Genomic DNA, 16941 nt, shown 5'->3' on the forward strand with positions numbered 1-16941 from the left:
TGAAACCGCCGGGCCTTGCTCATGCAAAGCTACGATTCACTCAACAAAATCAATTATTTGCCGTTTGTGGACGGAAACTAGCTAGACGTCTCCAGACCATACAACAGAAAAACCCGGCGCGATTGCTCACGCCGGGTTTTTCTTTAGCCGCTTCAGCCCGCCTACTCCTTGGCGTGCAGATCGGTGCCGAGCGTATCCTTCACGAAGATCATGCCGATGACCAGCGACATCGCCGCGATCACCACCGGATACCAGAGGCCATAATATATGTCGCCCTTGTAAGCGCTCAGCGCGAACACCGTTGCCGGCAGCAGGCCTCCGAACCAGCCATTGCCGATGTGGTAGGGCAGCGACATACCGGTGTAGCGAATGCGAGTCGGGAACATCTCGACCAGGATCGCCGCGATCGGCCCGTAGACCATGGTCACGAACAGGACCAGGATGAACAGGATACCGATGGTCATTGGCCAGTTGACGGCCGCCGGGTCGGCAAACATGGCGAAGGCGCCGCCAGCCGGGATGTTGTAGACGGTGACTTCAGGCGCACCCGCTGCTTCATCGGTGGTCAGCAACTTGTCCTTCACCGCCTGGTCGACCGGCACAGTAGCCTTTTCACCGGCGCGGATCGCGGCACCGTCCAGCTTCAGTTCCGGGTTGGCGGCGACAAACGCGTCGAGCTTCTGGTCCGCAACCTTGATCGCCGCGCGCTTCAGCGGATAGCCTCCGTCTTTCAGAGCCATGTTGACGGCTTTCACGAAGGCCGCCTCCTTGGCCTTGGCCTGATCGCCAGCGGCGACAGCGTCAAAGGAAGCCACCGTTTCGTTGCCGATCTTGACCGACGCGGCTGTTCCGGCCGCAGCTGTCGACACCACGTCATAAGGAACCGAGTTTCTGGTCAAGAAGGCTGTCGCGATATCGCAGGACGTTGTGAACTTCGCATTGCCAACCGGATTGAACTGGAACCTGCAGTCGCCGGGTGCAGCCGTCACCGTCGCCCGCGTGTTCTGCTGAGCCGTGGCAAGCGCCGGATTGGCAGCCCAGGTCAGTGCCTTGAACAGCGGGAAGGTACAGACAATCGCCAAGGCAAGGCCCGCCATGATGATCGGCTTGCGGCCGATCTTGTCAGAGAGCCAGCCGAAGACGACGAAGAAGATCGAGCCGATCGCCAATGCGATGGCGATCATGATGTTAACCGACTGCGCGTCGACCTTGAGCACGTTGGTCAGGAAGAACAGCGCGTAGAACTGGCCATTGTACCACACCACGGCCTGGCCGGCGGTGAGACCGAGCAGCGCCAGCAGGGCAATCTTGGCATTCTTCCATTGACCGAAGGCTTCCGTCAGCGGCGCCTTGGAGCCCTTGCCCTCATCCTTCATGCGCTGGAAGGTCGGCGATTCGGAAAGCGAAAGCCGGATCCAGATCGAGATGCCCAGCAGCAGAAAGGATACGATGAACGGAATACGCCAGCCCCAGGCGGCATAGCTTTCCTTGCTCAATGAAGCCTGTACGATCAGGATCACAATCAGCGACAGGAACAGGCCGAGCGTCGCCGTCGTCTGGATCCAGGAAGTGTAGTAGCCTCGCCGATTGTCCGGGGCGTGCTCAGCGACGTAAGTGGCCGCGCCGCCATACTCGCCGCCCAGCGCCAGGCCCTGCAGCATGCGCAGGATGATCAGGATCATCGGGGCGGCGATACCCAAGGTCGCATAACCAGGCAGCAGACCGACCAGGAAGGTCGACAGGCCCATGATCGTCATGGTGACGAGGAACGTATATTTACGGCCTACAAGGTCGCCGATGCGGCCGAACAGCAGAGCGCCGAACGGGCGCACCAGGAAGCCGGCCGCGAAAGCCAACAGCGCGAAGATATTACGCGTCGCTTCCGGAATGGTCGGACTGAAAAACGTCGAGCCGATGAACACTGCGAGCGAGCCGTAGAGATAGAAATCGTACCATTCGAAAACGGTGCCGAGCGAGGAAGCGAAGATGACCTTCTTCTCTTCCCGCGTCATGCCGCGGCTCGTTCCACCGGCGGTCGATGCCATTGCCATTGTGTTTTCCTCCCGTGAGACTCGTTGACCTCGAAGCTGCGCGGCAACATCCGTGTTCTCCTCCGAACGCGGACTCAGGGCAGCCATCAACGGGAAAAATGACAGAAAGCGCTGGCCAAAGGCAGCGCGTCTTTGGGATTATGACTTTGGTATTAGGTGCGCTGCGGGATGAATCCGAGCGAGCGGCGGAACCCGTCAGCCCCTGAGCGCCTCGAGCAGTCCGGTGGCAGCCAACATGTCGCGCTTGCGGGCCGAGCGGCGCGCGACGGCCTCCGCATCCTGCCCCCAATGCTCGATCTGCCAGTCCTCGTCGACATGCCCGGCAGCCCAGGCGCCCTCGGCGTCGAGTTCGCCGAAATCGACGGCCAGCGCCAGCAGCGCCGAGCCGGTCAGCGACGTCATCACATGGATGGCGGCGAGCCGCAGCGGATCGGTGCGCCGGGCAAGATGGCTGCCCAGCACGGCGATGGCTTCGCGCGGCTGCTCGACATGGATGATTCCTTCGGCGAGGTTGAACCTTGCCCCGAGCGTCTCCCTCGCCCAATCCAGAACCGGATCCCAATGTTGGTTCTGCCGCTCCACCAGCCCCTGCGGCGCGTCGGCGCGATAGCAAAGCAGATCGGACGAGGCAAAGCGCAGGATGTCCTCCAGCACCGCCTGTGGATCGCTGGCAACGCCGTCGATGGCGGTGTTGACGAGGCGCATCACCGGCATGGTCACCGGATCGATGGTCTCGCCCTGGGCGGCGAACTCGTTGGCGACGAGCGCAGCCGCCGCCTCGGTCGGCAGCGCCAGGAGCGCCTTGCCCGGCGTCCGCACCGGCTTGCCGTCGAGATGCACGGCAAAGCCGTCTTCCACCGGCGCGACCGAGACGGTCTTGTAGAAGCGCTTCGGCAGATGCGTCTTCATCTGGATCTGGGCGCGGCGCACCGGATCGGGGTCGGAAAGATGCTTGCCCGCTTCGAGGTCGTTGAGGATATCACGCATAGAGGTCTCTCTCACACCGGCACGATCTTGCGCGTAGGCCGGTTGACGATGATCAGTCCGGCGGCAATCAGGCCAAGTGCCAGGAAAATGCGCATGGTCAGCGGCTCATTCAAGAACACGGCGCCGCACAAAACGCCGAAAACCGGCGACAGGACGGTAAAACTGGACAGGCCAGATGCCGGATAGCGCCGCAGCAGCCAGAACCACAGCACATAGGTGAAGGCGACGATGTAGACAGCCTGGAAAAGCAGCGCCAAAGTCGGCAGCACGGTCGGATCGCGAACGGGCGGACCGGCGAGAGGCAGCACCAATATGCCGACGATTGCAGCACCGGCGAGCTGGTAAAGCAGAAGCTTTTCGGCAGTCGCCTCGACCAGCTTCGACCGCTTGATGAGGATGTTGGTCAGGGCCCAGAAAAATCCGGAGCCGAGGCTCAGGAGATCGCCGAACAGCATGTCTCCGCCACCGCCAAGCTTGTCGGAAAACACTGCGGCAAGGCCGGCAAAGGCCAGCAACAGACCGAGGAATTTCCTCAAGGTGATCTGTTCGCCAAGCAGGAAATGGCCGCCGAGCAGCATCCAGAACGGCATTGTGTTGACCAGCAGCGTGTTGCGGGCGACGGTCGTGTGCTCCAGGCCGACATAGAGGCAGAGGAACTCGATGCCGAACAGCGCGCCCACGGCTATGCCGGCGCGCAATGTCCCGTCGCGCGTGAAAAGCGCTATGCCGCGCCAACGGCACCAGAGGAAGACGCAGAAGCCGCCGATGATCGAGCGCGCGATCGACAGGAAGACCGGGTCGTAACCGGCATAGGAAATCTTGGCGGCGACGTAGTTCAGCCCCCAGGAAAAAGTCAGGCCGACCATGATGGCGGCGGCGGCCATGTCGACCGTATCGCGGCGATCAAGCGTATCGGTGGCGAGCGCGTCGGTGGCCCCGCTCACGATCAGTCCTCAGCGCTGGCGTCGTCGAAGCCGATCAGGTTCCAGCTCTGGCGCATGTGCGGCGGCATCGGCGCGGTGACATCGATGACGCCCTTGTCCGGATGCGGAATGATGATGCGCCGCGCATGCAGGTGCAGGCGGTTTTGAATGCCGCCCGGAAAATCCCAATTGGTGTCGGCCTCGAAATATTTCGGATCGCCCAGGATCGGGCAGCCGATGTAAGCGGCATGGACACGAAGCTGGTGGGTGCGGCCCGTATAGGGCTCCATCTCCAGCCAGGTCATCGTCTGCGCCGCCTGCTCGATGATGCGATAGTAGGACACGGCGTGGTCGGCGCCCTTTTCGCCGTGCGCGGCGACGCGGACGCGGTCACCATCCGGCGTCGGCTCCTTGATCAGCCAGGTCGAGATCTTGTCCTCGCGCTTTGGCGGCACGCCCTTGACCAGCGCCCAATACGTCTTCTTGGTCTCGCGGGCGCGAAACGCTTCGGCGAGCTTCATGGCGGCAAGGCGCGTTCGGGCGACGACCAGCACACCCGATGTGTCACGGTCGAGCCTGTGCACTAGGCGCGGCTTCTCGCCCTTCTGGTTGCGCCAGGCTTCCAGCATGTCGTCGACATTGCGGGTGACGCCGGAGCCACCCTGCACGGCAAGGCCTGCCGGTTTGTTGAAAACGAAAACCTTGGGATCCTCATGGATCAGCATCTTGGCGAGAACATCGGCATCGCCCTGGTTGCGGATCGAATGGCCGGTCAGCGCGCTCTCGCCCTTCTTGTCGACCTCGAGCGGCGGGACACGCACCATCTGGCCAGGCTCGACACGCGTGTCGGCCTTGACCCGACCGCCATCGACACGAATTTGGCCGGAGCGAAGCAGCTTTTGCAGATGGCCGAAACCAAGGCCCGGGAAATGGGTCTTGAACCAGCGATCGAGCCGCATGCCCGCCTCGCCGGCCTCCACCGTGATCTGTTCAACGCCTGCCATATTCTTCTTCGCTTATCCGTTTCCCGGCAGGGCTCGGCCCTGCTCTCGGCGCGGCAATAGCATTATGAAACGGTTCTTGCGAGCCAAAGTCCCAGAAACAGGGCGATAATGGCGCCAATGACGCTGGCAAGCGCATATCCGAACGCCGGCAGCGTCGCTCCCCGCTCCCACAGCGTCGCGAAATCGAGCGAAAAGGCTGAGAAAGTGGTGAAGCCGCCGAGCATGCCGGTGGCAACGAACAGCCTAAGTTCGTTCGATCCGCCGCGACGCGCCAGGATGGCGATGAACAGGCCCATGGCGAAGGAGCCGACGATGTTGATGGCCATCGTGCCCCAGGGATAGTTGGGGCCGACAAGGCGCAGCGCGCCCATGCTGGTGAGATGACGAATGCCGGCACCGATGCCGCCACCGACCACAACGAGAAGCAGATTCAACATGACCGTTTTACTGCCCCTACAGGGGCAGCCTGGTCAATCCCTGCGTTGGGCAGAACTGCGCAGACCAGTCGAACTGGTCACCACTCAGGTGTTATCCAGCTTGGATATTTCTTCCTGAAGTCGGTGTAGAGGGCGTCCACTTCAGCTTTGCTGACCGGGCGCGTCTGTTCGTAGAGATAACCGGTAACGCCACCGGACAACTTGTATTCCGCGAGGCGTCTGTAGGCGGTACCGATGCCCTTCCCGTCGAGAATATACTGGTTGGAAAGCGTAACGCAGAGCTGCGCACCCGATTGCAAATGGGTAACGGGCGGGTCGGTTACGACAGCATATCTTGACTTCAATGTGTCAGGTACGAATCCATCGCGACTGTCCACTTGGCAAGGCCATTCAATGTGAGGATATAGGCTTCTTTTCAGGGCGAACAACAGCCAGCTGTTCATGACAGAGCCTGAAGCAAATACCGCAAAACGGTCCTCAGGACGCATTTCCCTGGTAAGGTCATCAGTAAGGCGTTTGTATTCAGACATACTGTCAAGATGAAGAGGGAGAATACCTTGGCTGGCATAAACATAATTGATCGGCGACAGCAACTGGCGGCCGATCGGGAAAAAGGTTCCCAAAAAAGCAAGTCCGGCGACAACGACTATGATGGCGGCCGACAATCGCGATCTCAGCGCCGGCATAGAAACGATCGCAACGATTGCCTGGGCGTATGCGGGAAAGAGCCAAAGAAACATTGGCATCGAATGATGAAGGTCCGGATCTTGTGTCCGAGTGAATAGAAAAAAGGTGGTTATCGAAGCGACGGCACAGAATAAAGAAAAGCGATTGCGACGTAAAAAAGAGATGTAAAGGCCAAATATTATCAACAGCCAGTTCACATAGCTGAGCCGGGACACTACCTGATCGAGCTGGGATGCCAAGGTCGTCTTGTATCCGCTGTAGATATCACCATAGTTGGTCCACAGAATCCTGAGGATCAGAGGTTGCTGGAAGGCCAGTGCGGCTCCGGCGACGACGAGAAGCGCGCACACGCCGCCTAACGCGGCTTTCAGGAGAACCGGAAAGTCCCCGTCTTTTGCCGCCTGAAACAAACAGAAAAAGGCCGCCGAAATTCCGCCGCCTATACCGGCATAGGCATACCAGCGGCGCAGCATGAACGCCAACCACAGGTACCCACCGACACGTATTCCGCTGATCACCGGTTCACGGGTCAGAAAGTTCGATTTCCAGAGAAAATAGGTCGCTGCAGAAAGCGCCAGGCAACCGCCGATATCCGGCCATCCGCGAAGCGTTGCCGCCCAGAACGGCGTGTAAAGAAAGGCCGCAATCCATACGGCAGGCCAGCCCCAGGATGGAGACGTCTCGGAGACCGCCTCCATGTAGCTCATTCTGCCCATGAAAAGAGCGGTCGGGACCAGGTAGACCGCGACCACTCCGGCGACATATGAAAGCCTCGATCCGCCAAATAGTAAGTAAAACGGCATCAGGGGCGCCAAAATTGCCGTGCTGTAATCGTCCGTGGCGATAGAGCCCCTCAGCAGGCGCAGCCACCGAACAGGATCTTCGACCAACAACACGCCCTGCTGGTTGAATATATCGAAATAGGCAGCGAAATCCCAATAATATATTGGCTCTTCAAGCGCTACGTATATGGCTACAAAAGCAACACCAAGCAAGATTGTACATAGGTAGGTCTTTATCCAGAATCGGAAAGTCTCGTTCTTCGTCACTTGGGGCCGCCAAAGAAAACAAGTGCAGGATTGTCGAGGTCAAACCGGGACTCCTACCGATACAGACAGGAACGGAGCCCCACGCGATTCGGAACAATAATCATCAAGTTGAGGGGGGATGTACACTTGAACCGGCGGCCGTCGCAAGCGCAAATAATAGCAATACTTACGATCACACTAAAGTAGCAATCGATTATATTATAAATGTGCCTAAATGCCGCCAGCGAAGCCAGCAGCATTTAGAGTCCCGATAGGGGATCAGGAAACCCCACGCCTTTAGGCGGCTGGGATCGCGGCGCTTGCCGTGTAGACTGGCTGGATGGAAGCGTACAAGCGTGGCAGCCACACGGTTTGGGACTGCAAGTATCACCTGGTTTGGGTGACGAAGTACCGTTACGCGGTGCTTGGCGGCGACGTTGGAAACCGGTGCCGGGAGTTGCTGCGCGAGACGGCGCGCGCATGAGATGGTTGTGCATGCCGGCTCGATCAACCGCGACCATGTGCATATGCTGGTGTCGATCCCGCCGCGGCTGTCGGTGTCGCGCGCGGTGCAGCACCTGAAGGGGCGCAGCTCGCACAAGCTGCTGAGCGAATTCGCAATACTGCGCAAGCGCTACTGGGGCCAGCACCTGTGGGCGAGAGGCTACTGGGTGGTGAGCAGCGGGAATGTGACCGACGAGATGTGGGCCGAATACATCATGAACCAGGAGCCGCCCGAGCCCGACGACAACTTCAACGTGACGTGAGTTCGCGCCCTGTCCGCCGGACGGCGGACCGATCCGGCTTTAAGCCGTAACTTGAAGCCACCGCCTTTAGGCGGTGGAGTATTCACAAATTTAAGCTCAGGTCGTCTCGGTCTTCTTCGCCTTGGTCGAACCGATCATCTTCCAGTTCTTGTAGAACATGGAATTGATGCGCTCGACGCTCACCGAGACGATGGCGAGCATGGCCGCGATCAGGCCGGGAACAGGGGACGGACGGATGATGTCCATGAACACGCAGTAGCGGCGGCCGTCATACTCATTGACCGAGCGATGCAGCAGCGTGTCGTCGAAGATGAACAGCGGATTGTCGTACCAATAATTCTTGACGTTGCCGCACTCGACGAAGATCTCCGATTTCACCGGGACCAGATTGTATAGGATGCGCAAGCTGAGCCGCAGCGGGCCGAAGTGCCAGGAGGTCGATTCGCGCTTGCTGAAGACGGAAACGGCGATGGTCTTGATGTATTTGAAATCCTTATTGAACTCGGCGACGTTGTCGATTTTGTGCTTGCCGTACCACTGGTAGACATACATGCCGCGCCGGCCGGCGCCGAAATTGGCGTCGATGTCGGCGATGATCTCGTCCTTGCGCGCCTTGAAGATGTCCAGGACCTCATTGACCTCGCGCTGATAGTCGGCGGGAAACTGCTCGAGCTTCCAGACGCCCGGATTTCTGTAGCACACAAGGTCGACCAGCAGATTGAACGGCGAAAGCAGCCAAGTGAACAGGCCGTTGCCGAGGAAGTAGCCGCTGAACAGCGATAGATCCTTGCGATCGTTGCGCAGCACGTCGATCAGGCCGCAAACGATGAAGATGGTCGTCAGGATGGGAATGAAATAGAAGCCAAGGGCGAGAAGCGGGATGGCAATGGCGAATTTGCGAAGGGTTTTGCGAAGGGTTTTTGTCATTTTTCCACGCGCGACGCGCGATCCTGTTGCGAATGAGGTGCCCAAATCACGGCAACGACCACCGCCCGGTCGTGCGCCTTGATAAGGTTTTTTGGGTTACCACACAACGGCCCCTGCTATCGCGGCCGGCTGGCTGCCTGGTGAAGCCCACCAGTTTCGGTCAATGCACCACCGGCAGGCCAAGCTCGTGCCATTTCCCCGGGGACCAGATTGCGTCGGGCACGATCCGCTCCGGCTGATTATCCGCCCGCCAGCGGCGTAGCTGGTCCATGGCCGCTTCGGCAACGGCATCAAGCCAGCGTCGCGGCGAGAACGACCGCCGCGGAAACGCCCCATGGCGAGACCTCGTTTCGACGCGTGACGAGACCGGGCACGCAAGCCTGCTATCCCCGCTCCTTGCGCAGCTTCGCCCAATAATCGAGCCGCTTCCTGATGTCGCGCTCGAAGCCGCGCTCGGGCGGATCATAAAAGGTCTGGCGGCCCATCTTCTCCGGAAAATAGTCCTGGCCCGAAAAGGCGTCCGGCTCGTCATGATCATACCGGTAGCCGGCACCGTAGTCCTCCTCCTTCATCAGCTTCGTCGGTGCGTTGAGGATGTGCTTGGGCGGCAGCAGCGAGCCGTGTTCCTTCGCGGCCCGCGTGGCTGCCTTGAACGCGTTGTAGACGGCGTTGGATTTGGGCGCGGTTGCGAGATAGACGGCGGCCTCGGCAAAAGCCAGTTCGCCCTCGGGCGAGCCTAGATAGTCGTAGGCGTCCTTGGCGGCGTTGGCGACGGCCAGCGCCTGCGGATCGGCAAGGCCGATATCTTCCATGGCCATGCGCACCAGCCGGCGGCCAAGATAGAGCGGATCCTCTCCGGCATCGAACATGCGAGCAAGATAATAGAGGGCCGCGTCAGGGTCCGAACCACGCACCGATTTGTGCAGCGCCGAGATCAGATTGTAGTGGCCGTCCTGGCCCTTGTCGTAGATCGGTGCACGGCGCTGAACGATGCGCTGCAATCCTTCGGGATCGAAGACCTCGCCGTGTTTGGCTGCCCGCCAGACTTCTTCGGCGAGCGTCAGCGAGGCACGGCCGTCGCCATCACTCATACGGATCAGCATGGTCCGCGCCTCGTCGTTGAGCGGCAGCGCCCTGCCCTCGGCCTCCTCGGCCCGCGCCATCAGCTTGGCGATGCTCTCCTCGCCAAGCGAATGGAAGACCAGGACGCGCGCGCGCGACAGCAGAGCGGCATTCAGCTCGAAGGACGGATTCTCGGTCGTGGCGCCAACCAGCACGACGGTTCCGTCCTCCATGACAGGGAGAAAACTGTCCTGCTGGGCGCGGTTGAAGCGATGTATCTCGTCGACGAACAGCAAGGTCTGGCGGCCCTTGGCGCGGCGCAGCTTGGCTGCCTCGAACACTTTTTTCAGATCGGCGACGCCGGAAAACACCGCCGATATCTGCTCGAAGGCCAGGCTGGTTTCGCCGGCCAGCAACCGCGCCACCGTCGTCTTGCCGGTGCCGGGCGGTCCCCAGAAGATCATCGAGCCAAGCGAGCCGGAACCGATCAGCCGGGTCAGCGCGCCGTCAGGGCCGGTCAGATGCTCCTGGCCGACGACCTCACCAAGGTTTCTTGGCCGCAGCCTGTCGGCCAGCGGCCGCCCGGGCGACGCTTTTTCCGGTTCATCGACGCTGAACAGATCGGCCATGCACTTCTTTTCGTTGGAGCATGAACCCTGATGCTCGGGGCTGTGCCCTAATAACGCAACACCTGACGCAGTATCTGCCCGCCGCGTTCGACCGTAAAGCGCCACCAGCGCGTATCAGTCTTGGCCGCCAGTTCCAGGGTCGCCGCGGTGTCGATGGTGGTGCCATTCACCTCGCGCACGATATCGCCCGGCTGGAAGCCGAAATCGGCGGCCGGCGAATCGCGGTTGATATCCACCACAGTGACACCTTTGATATCAGTGCGCAGGCCGAGCCGCTGGGCGAGCCGGGGCGACAGTTCCGCGACCTTGGCGCCCGAAAAAGGGCTGCGACCATGCAGGGTCACTTCGGCAGCCTTCATGCCCTCCGGAGCGCGCTCCAGCGCGATGTCCATCGCCGCCTGCTGGCCCTTGGTCAGAACCGCGAAATTGGCGGTGGTGCCGATCGACAACGTCGCCATCCGGTAGTCCAGCGCTTCGATGCTCTCGACCGGTTTGCCATTGAGCTGCAGCACGACGTCGCCGGGCTTGAGCCCCGCCTTGGCGGCCGGTCCGGTCGCCTCGACCGACGAGACCAATGCACCGGTCGGCTTTTCCATGCCGAGCGATTCGGCGATCTGCGGCGTCACCGCTTCGAACTCGGCGCCGATATAGGGCCGCTCGAAGAAGTCGAGCCCGGCCTTGGCGGCGTCGGCGAAGGCGCGAACCATGTTCGAGGGAATGGCGAAACCAATGCCGATCGAACCACCGCCGCGGCTATAGATGGCCGTGTTGATGCCGACCAGTTGGCCGCCCATGTTGATCAGCGCGCCGCCGGAATTGCCGGGGTTGATGGCGGCATCGGTCTGGATGAAGAAGCTGGAATCCGACACGCCGATATGGCTGCGGGCAAGTGCCGAGACGATGCCGCTGGTGGTGGTCTGGCCGACACCGAAGGGGTTGCCGATGGCCAGCAGCAGATCGCCGACCTCAAGCGCGTCGGAATCGCCGATCGCAATCACCGGAAACGGCTTGTCGGAGGCGATCTTGAGCACGGCAAGATCGAACGTCTCGTCCTTGAGCAGCACCTTGCTGTCGAATTCACGCCCGTCGGCGGTCGCCACCTTGACCTGATCGGCATCCTTGATGACGTGGTAATTGGTGACCACGACGCCGGTTGTGTCGACCAGCACGCCGGAGCCGAGCGACGACTGGGCGCGCGGCTGCGAGCGGCCGAAGAATTCCTCGAAGAACGGATCGCCATCGAAGGGCGATGTCACCTTGGCGGTCTGCGAGGCATAGACATTGACCACGGCCGGCGCCGTCTGCTTGACCAGCGGAGCGAACGACAGCTGCACCTCCTCACGACCGAACGGCACGCGCTTGTCCGGACCAGAGGTAGCGTTTTCGCCTTCGACGCCGTGCAGCAGATCGGTCAGCACGTCCGACAGGCCGGGATCGGTCTTGGTCTCCTCGGCCAATGCCTGCCTGACCACCGGTGCGGCCGCAAACGCCGTCATGGCGAAGAGCAGGACAAGGGACAGTCGGGTGGCGCGCATTCACGAATCCTCCAAGGCGAGTTCGGGGCCATTGTCCCGACGATTGTGCAAAATGAAAGGCTAAGCCGCCGAAATCCGATTATTTCGGCCAAAGACCCTTGGTTCCGGCCAGAAATCGGCTCTGGCCGCAAGTTTCTGCTTTCAGAAACAAAAAGGGGCCCGCAGGCCCCTTTGAATTCCAGGATAGACCGAGCCTTATGCGGCTGCGGCGTCCGCTTCGGTGCCTTCGGCTTCGATGCGGGCGCGGTCGCCAGCGCCCTTGGCCGAGGTGTCGCGATCGACGAACTCGATGACGGCCATGGCGGCGTTGTCGCCGTGGCGGAAGCCCGCCTTCATGATGCGCAAATAGCCGCCGTTGCGGGTGGCGTAGCGCGGTGCGATGGTGTCGAACAGGCGCTTGACGACGCCTTCATTGCCGATCTGCGCGATCACCTGGCGGCGGGCGTGCAGGTCGCCGCGCTTGCCGAGCGTCACCAGCTTCTCGACGATCGGACGCAAATCCTTCGCCTTCGGCAGGGTGGTGACGATCTGCTCATGCTCGAGCAGCGACACGGCGAGGTTGGCGAACATCGACTTGCGATGGCTAATGCTTCGGGCGAAGCGACGGCCTTTGAAACCGTGGCGCATGGCTCTTTTCCTTCTTCAGTTGTTCAAGAGGCCGAGGCCCCTGATGGTTTTCCGCATGACCGTCGGATCGAGCGGCCCACGCCGCCGATCCTTGGAATTCATGCTCAATATTGATCTTCGTAACGCTTGGCGAGGTCTTCGATGTTTTCCGGCGGCCAGTCCGGCACTTCCATGCCGAGGTGCAGGCCCATCGCTGCCAGGACTTCCTTGATCTCGTTCAGCGACTTGCGGCCGAAGTTCGGGGTGCGCAGCATCTCGGCTTCGGTCTTCTGGATCAGGTCGCCGATATAGACGATGTTGTCGTTCTTCAGGCAGTTGGCCGAACGCACCGAAAGCTCGAGCTCGTCGACCTTCTTGAGCAGCGCCGGGTTGAAGGCGAGCTCGGTGACGGCCTCGGTGGCGACTTCCTTCTGCGGCTCGTCGAAGTTGACGAACAGGCCAAGCTGGTCCTGCAGGATGCGGGCGGCGAAAGCCACCGCGTCCTCGCCGGTAATCGAACCGTCGGTCTCGATGGTCATGGTGAGCTTGTCATAGTCGAGAACCTGGCCCTCACGGGTGTTCTCGACCTTGTAGGAGACCTTCTTGACCGGCGAATAGAGGCTGTCGACCGGGATCAGGCCGATCGGCGCGTCTTCGGCACGGTTGCGGTCGGCCGGCACGTAACCCTTGCCGGTGTCGACGGTGAATTCCATGCGGATTTCAGCGCCCTCGTCCAGCGTGCAGATGACGTGGTCGGGGTTGAGGATCTCGACGTCGCCAACCGTCTGGATGTCGCCGGCGAGAACCGCACCCGGTCCCTGCTTGCGAACGACCATGCGCTTGGGGCCATCGCCTTCCATGCGGATAGCGATTTCCTTGATATTCAAGACGATGTCGGTCACGTCCTCGCGCACGCCGGCGATGGACGAGAATTCATGCAGAACGCCGTCGATCTGCACGGCGGTAACGGCCGCACCGCGCAGCGAAGACAAAAGCACGCGACGCAGCGCGTTGCCCAGCGTCAGGCCAAAGCCACGCTCGAGCGGCTCGGCGACCAGCGTGGTCAGAGTCTTCTTCTTCGACGAGAACTCGATCTTGTTCGGCTTGATCAGTTCCTGCCAATTTTTCTGGATCATGATGCTTTCCTTCCGTTGACCCGCCACCATCCAATCGTGGCGGGCGACCTGGAATGCCGTGGAGGAGCGCCCCAAGGGCGCTCGCGCGACGTTCGGTAAATTGCTTAGACGCGGCGCTTCTTGCGCGGGCGGCAGCCATTGTGCGGGATCGGCGTCACATCACGGATCGAGGTGATGGTGAAGCCGGCCGCTTGCAGGGCGCGCAGTGCCGATTCACGACCCGAGCCAGGTCCGCAGACCTCGACCTCGAGCATGCGCATGCCGTGTTCCTGGGCCTTCTTGGCAACATCTTCCGCAGCCATCTGGGCAGCGAACGGGGTCGACTTGCGCGAACCCTTGAAGCCCTGGGCACCGGCCGACGACCAGGCGATCGAATTGCCCTGCGCGTCGGTGATGGTGATCATCGTGTTGTTGAAGGTCGAATTGACGTGGGCAACGCCCGACGAAATGTTCTTGCGTTCGCGACGGCGAACACGGGCGGCTTCCTTGGCCATGATGGTCCTTTCAGTTGATCTCTACACCGCCGTAATGCCAGCGGCTCCACCTGGAGAGCGAGTAGTGAGTAGTGAGTAGGGAATAGCGAATAGGGATTCCTACTCGCTATTGGCTACTCGCTATTCGCTCGCTTACTTCTTCTTGCCGGCGATCGACTTGGCCGGGCCCTTGCGGGTGCGCGCATTGGTATGCGTGCGCTGGCCGCGGACCGGCAGCGAGCGGCGGTGACGCAGGCCACGGTAGCAGCCGAGGTCCATGAGCCGCTTGATGTTCATCGAGACTTCGCGACGCAGGTCGCCCTCGACCTGATAATCACGGTCGATGGCTTCGCGGATCTGCAGCACTTCCGCGTCGGTGAGCTGGTTGACGCGACGTTCGGCCGGGATGCCGACCTTGTCGACGATCTCCTGGGCGAACTTCTTGCCAATGCCGTGAATGTACTGAAGCGCGATGACGACGCGCTTGTTGGTCGGAATGTTGACGCCGGCTATACGAGCCATGTTCTTCTCTTCTCCATTTGGGCCGGCCAACCTTCAGAAAGGCGGGTCCGGCGCTATCTTAAGTTGCCCCGCGTCCGGTGGAGGCCGGCCCATGCGGGAGTTTCCAGTTCAAAGCGACTGCCTTGCCCTTGCGGACAAGCAAAGTCCATGCCTGATAGGAAGACGGGCCGCCATACCGCAGCGAACCGCCTCCGTCAAGTGCAATCGTTAATTTCCCCGCGTTGCGTTCCTGAGCACCGCTTGGATCTGCTCCGTCACCGCATCGATATCGGCCATGCCGTCGACGCTCCGGAGCTTGCCCTTGGCATAGTAGTAGCCAATCAGAGGCGACGTCTTCTTGTAGTACTCTCGCAGACGCTCCTCGAACACGGCCGGATTGTCGTCCTTGCGAACAGGCAGACCAGCTGCCTGTGCCTCGTCGGCGCGCTTGACGATGCGGCCGATCAGCGCCTTATCGTCAACGACAAGCTCAATGACGGCATCGAGCCCCTGGGAGCGATTCGAAAGCATCTGCTCGACCGCGTCCGCTTGCACCAGCGTCCGCGGATATCCGTCGAGGATGAACCCATTGGCACAGTCGGCCTGATCGATACGCTCGGCGACGATCGCGTTGACGATGGCGTCGGACACCAGCTCACCGGCATCCATTACCGCCTTGGCGCGCTTGCCGACTTCGGTGCCAGCCTGGACGGCAGCACGCAGCATGTCGCCCGTCGAAAGCTGGGGTATGCCGTGTTTTTCTACCAGTCTTTGTGCTTGTGTCCCCTTGCCCGCCCCTGGCGGCCCAAGCAATATCAACCTCATCTGGCTTTCTTCCCCCCGCGCAGCTTCGACTTCTTGATCAGGCCTTCATACTGATGCGCAATCAGGTGACCCTGAATCTGCGCAACCGTATCGAGCGTGACACTGACCACGATCAGAAGCGATGTGCCACCAAGGTAGAATGGTACGCCAGTCGCCGAGATAAGGAACTCCGGCAGCAGGCACACCAGCACCAGATAGATGGCGCCGACGACGGTGATGCGGGTGAGAACGTAGTCGATATAATCGGCGGTGCGCTCGCCCGGACGATAGCCCGGGATGAAGCCGGAATGCTTCTTGAGCTGGTCGGCGGTGTCCTTCGGGTTGAAGACAATCGCAGTGTAGAAGAAGGCGAAGAACACGATCATCGCCGCGTAGAACGCCATGTAGAGCGGCTGGCCGTGGCCGAGCGAGGCCAGAATCGTGCTTGCCCAGGCCGGCATGTTCGTCGTCTGCGAGAAGCCGGCGACCGTGGCCGGCAGCAGCAGCAGCGACGAGGCGAAAATCGGCGGAATGACGCCCGACGTGTTGAGCTTCAGCGGCAAGTGCGAGGTATCGCCCTGGAACATCCGGTTGCCGACCTGGCGCTTCGGATACTGGATCAGCAAGCGGCGCTGGGCGCGCTCGAAGAACACGATCAAGGCGATGACGACGATGGCGAGCACGATGATCGCCAGGATCAGGCCGGTCGACAGCGCGCCGGTGCGGCCAAGCTCAAGCGTGCCGGAGATGGCATGCGGCAGGCCGGCGACGATGCCGGAGAAAATGATGAGCGAAATGCCGTTACCGATGCCGCGAGCGGTGATCTGCTCGCCGAGCCACATCAGGAACATGGTGCCGCCGACCAGCGTGACGACGGTCGAGATGCGGAAGAACATGCCGGGATCGCTGACGATGCCGTTGCCGTTCTCCAGGCCCACCGAAATGCCATAGGCCTGAACCAGCGCAAGCAGCACGGTGCCGTAGCGCGTGTATTGGTTGATGACCTTGCGGCCCTGTTCGCCTTCCTTCTTCAGCGATTCCAGCGAAGGGATGACCGAGGTCATCAGCTGCATGATGATGGAGGCGGAGATGTAAGGCATGATGCCGAGTGCAAAGATCGCCATGCGCTGTACGGCGCCGCCGGCGAACATGTTGAACATGCCCAGCACGCCCTTGCTCTGCGAGGAGAAGGCCTGGGCGAAGGCGTCGGGGTTGATGCCGGGAAGCGGAATATAGGTGCCGAGGCGATAGACCAGCAGCGCGCCGATCGTGAACCAGATGCGTTTCTTCAGATCCTCCGCTTTGGCGAAGGCCGAGAAATTCAGATTCGAGGCTAATTGTTCAGCAGCCGAAGCCATGCCTGATTCTCCGCTTGGTAACGCTT

Annotated in this window: 15 protein-coding genes and 1 pseudogene; 1 reads left to right on the forward strand and 15 read right to left on the reverse strand. The window is 61.0% G+C overall.

All coding sequences use genetic code 11. From position 1 onward, the window contains the following. Window positions 1-161: 161 nt before the first annotated feature. The 6 genes from NKJ90_RS31310 to NKJ90_RS31335 form a co-directional block, all read right to left on the reverse strand. Entirely contained in the window at window positions 162-2051 is a 1890-nt protein-coding gene (locus tag NKJ90_RS31310; protein WP_023757958.1) for an MFS transporter, read from the reverse strand. A gap of 195 nt (window positions 2052-2246) precedes the next feature. Continuing rightward, on the reverse strand, window positions 2247-3038 hold the full coding sequence (locus NKJ90_RS31315; protein WP_023757959.1) for an ATP12 family chaperone protein: 792 nt from the start codon (window positions 3036-3038) through the stop codon (window positions 2247-2249). Window positions 3039-3049: 11 nt separating this feature from the next. Continuing rightward, window positions 3050-3922, reverse strand: a complete 873-nt coding sequence (locus tag NKJ90_RS31320) for a DMT family transporter (RefSeq protein WP_050589489.1) — start codon at window positions 3920-3922, stop codon at window positions 3050-3052. 62 nt (window positions 3923-3984) lie between these two features. Continuing rightward, complete coding sequence (locus NKJ90_RS31325) at window positions 3985-4965, reverse strand: RluA family pseudouridine synthase (RefSeq protein ID WP_023757961.1); 981 nt, start codon at window positions 4963-4965, stop codon at window positions 3985-3987. Window positions 4966-5027: 62 nt separating this feature from the next. Further along, window positions 5028-5402, reverse strand: coding sequence for a fluoride efflux transporter CrcB (gene crcB, locus NKJ90_RS31330; protein WP_023757962.1), 375 nt, complete (start codon window positions 5400-5402; stop codon window positions 5028-5030). A gap of 77 nt (window positions 5403-5479) precedes the next feature. Continuing rightward, window positions 5480-7138: a hypothetical protein gene (locus tag NKJ90_RS31335; RefSeq protein WP_352487614.1), complete on the reverse strand. Its 1659-nt coding sequence runs from the start codon at window positions 7136-7138 to the stop codon at window positions 5480-5482. Window positions 7139-7457: 319 nt separating this feature from the next. Between NKJ90_RS31335 and tnpA the strand changes: the two are divergent. After that, window positions 7458-7884 (forward strand): annotated as a pseudogene (gene tnpA / locus NKJ90_RS31340) (IS200/IS605 family transposase). Between the two features lie 96 nt (window positions 7885-7980). Here the strand turns inward: tnpA and NKJ90_RS31345 are convergent. The 9 genes from NKJ90_RS31345 to secY form a co-directional block, all read right to left on the reverse strand. Beyond that, complete coding sequence (locus tag NKJ90_RS31345) at window positions 7981-8811, reverse strand: aspartyl/asparaginyl beta-hydroxylase domain-containing protein (protein ID WP_023757964.1); 831 nt, start codon at window positions 8809-8811, stop codon at window positions 7981-7983. A gap of 383 nt (window positions 8812-9194) precedes the next feature. Next, on the reverse strand, window positions 9195-10502 hold the full coding sequence (locus NKJ90_RS31350; protein WP_023757965.1) for a replication-associated recombination protein A: 1308 nt from the start codon (window positions 10500-10502) through the stop codon (window positions 9195-9197). Between the two features lie 47 nt (window positions 10503-10549). Beyond that, window positions 10550-12037: a Do family serine endopeptidase gene (locus NKJ90_RS31355; RefSeq protein ID WP_023757966.1), complete on the reverse strand. Its 1488-nt coding sequence runs from the start codon at window positions 12035-12037 to the stop codon at window positions 10550-10552. Between the two features lie 195 nt (window positions 12038-12232). Continuing rightward, window positions 12233-12664, reverse strand: coding sequence for a 50S ribosomal protein L17 (rplQ, locus tag NKJ90_RS31360; protein WP_027044984.1), 432 nt, complete (start codon window positions 12662-12664; stop codon window positions 12233-12235). A gap of 104 nt (window positions 12665-12768) precedes the next feature. Beyond that, entirely contained in the window at window positions 12769-13779 is a 1011-nt protein-coding gene (locus tag NKJ90_RS31365) for a DNA-directed RNA polymerase subunit alpha (RefSeq protein ID WP_352487615.1), read from the reverse strand. Between the two features lie 104 nt (window positions 13780-13883). Next, the gene (rpsK, locus tag NKJ90_RS31370; protein WP_006205444.1) at window positions 13884-14273 is read right to left on the reverse strand and encodes a 30S ribosomal protein S11; all 390 of its coding nucleotides are present in this window, start codon (window positions 14271-14273) and stop codon (window positions 13884-13886) included. Window positions 14274-14405: 132 nt separating this feature from the next. Then, the gene (gene rpsM, locus NKJ90_RS31375; protein ID WP_023757968.1) at window positions 14406-14774 is read right to left on the reverse strand and encodes a 30S ribosomal protein S13; all 369 of its coding nucleotides are present in this window, start codon (window positions 14772-14774) and stop codon (window positions 14406-14408) included. A gap of 207 nt (window positions 14775-14981) precedes the next feature. After that, window positions 14982-15578 carry an adenylate kinase gene (locus NKJ90_RS31380; protein ID WP_023757969.1) on the reverse strand — a complete coding sequence of 199 codons (597 nt, stop codon included), beginning with the start codon at window positions 15576-15578 and terminating at the stop codon, window positions 14982-14984. Continuing rightward, window positions 15575-16915, reverse strand: a complete 1341-nt coding sequence (gene secY / locus NKJ90_RS31385; protein WP_023757970.1) for a preprotein translocase subunit SecY — start codon at window positions 16913-16915, stop codon at window positions 15575-15577. The genes NKJ90_RS31380 and secY overlap by 4 nt, the downstream gene beginning before the upstream one ends. Window positions 16916-16941 lie beyond the last annotated feature (26 nt).

Origin of the sequence: Mesorhizobium sp. M0051, assembly GCF_040323235.1 — a bacterium.
GTDB lineage: Bacteria > Pseudomonadota > Alphaproteobacteria > Rhizobiales > Rhizobiaceae > Mesorhizobium.

Bases quoted from the DNA above. Each gene is read 5' to 3' on its own strand.
- NKJ90_RS31320 (WP_050589489.1), bottom strand. From the start codon at position 3,922: ATGGCCGCCGCCGCCATCATGGTCGGCCTGACTTTTTCCTGGGGGCTG.
- NKJ90_RS31345 (WP_023757964.1), bottom strand. From the start codon at position 8,811: ATGACAAAAACCCTTCGCAAAACCCTTCGCAAATTCGCCATTGCCATC.
- NKJ90_RS31365 (WP_352487615.1), bottom strand. From the start codon at position 13,779: ATGATCCAGAAAAATTGGCAGGAACTGATCAAGCCGAACAAGATCGAG.
- NKJ90_RS31350 (WP_023757965.1), bottom strand. From the start codon at position 10,502: ATGGCCGATCTGTTCAGCGTCGATGAACCGGAAAAAGCGTCGCCCGGG.
- NKJ90_RS31355 (WP_023757966.1), bottom strand. From the start codon at position 12,037: ATGCGCGCCACCCGACTGTCCCTTGTCCTGCTCTTCGCCATGACGGCG.
- rpsK (WP_006205444.1), bottom strand. From the start codon at position 14,273: ATGGCCAAGGAAGCCGCCCGTGTTCGCCGTCGCGAACGCAAGAACATT.
- NKJ90_RS31380 (WP_023757969.1), bottom strand. From the start codon at position 15,578: ATGAGGTTGATATTGCTTGGGCCGCCAGGGGCGGGCAAGGGGACACAA.
- secY (WP_023757970.1), bottom strand. From the start codon at position 16,915: ATGGCTTCGGCTGCTGAACAATTAGCCTCGAATCTGAATTTCTCGGCC.
- NKJ90_RS31325 (WP_023757961.1), bottom strand. From the start codon at position 4,965: ATGGCAGGCGTTGAACAGATCACGGTGGAGGCCGGCGAGGCGGGCATG.
- NKJ90_RS31315 (WP_023757959.1), bottom strand. From the start codon at position 3,038: ATGCGTGATATCCTCAACGACCTCGAAGCGGGCAAGCATCTTTCCGAC.
- rpsM (WP_023757968.1), bottom strand. From the start codon at position 14,774: ATGGCTCGTATAGCCGGCGTCAACATTCCGACCAACAAGCGCGTCGTC.
- rplQ (WP_027044984.1), bottom strand. From the start codon at position 12,664: ATGCGCCACGGTTTCAAAGGCCGTCGCTTCGCCCGAAGCATTAGCCAT.
- crcB (WP_023757962.1), bottom strand. From the start codon at position 5,402: ATGTTGAATCTGCTTCTCGTTGTGGTCGGTGGCGGCATCGGTGCCGGC.
- NKJ90_RS31310 (WP_023757958.1), bottom strand. From the start codon at position 2,051: ATGGCAATGGCATCGACCGCCGGTGGAACGAGCCGCGGCATGACGCGG.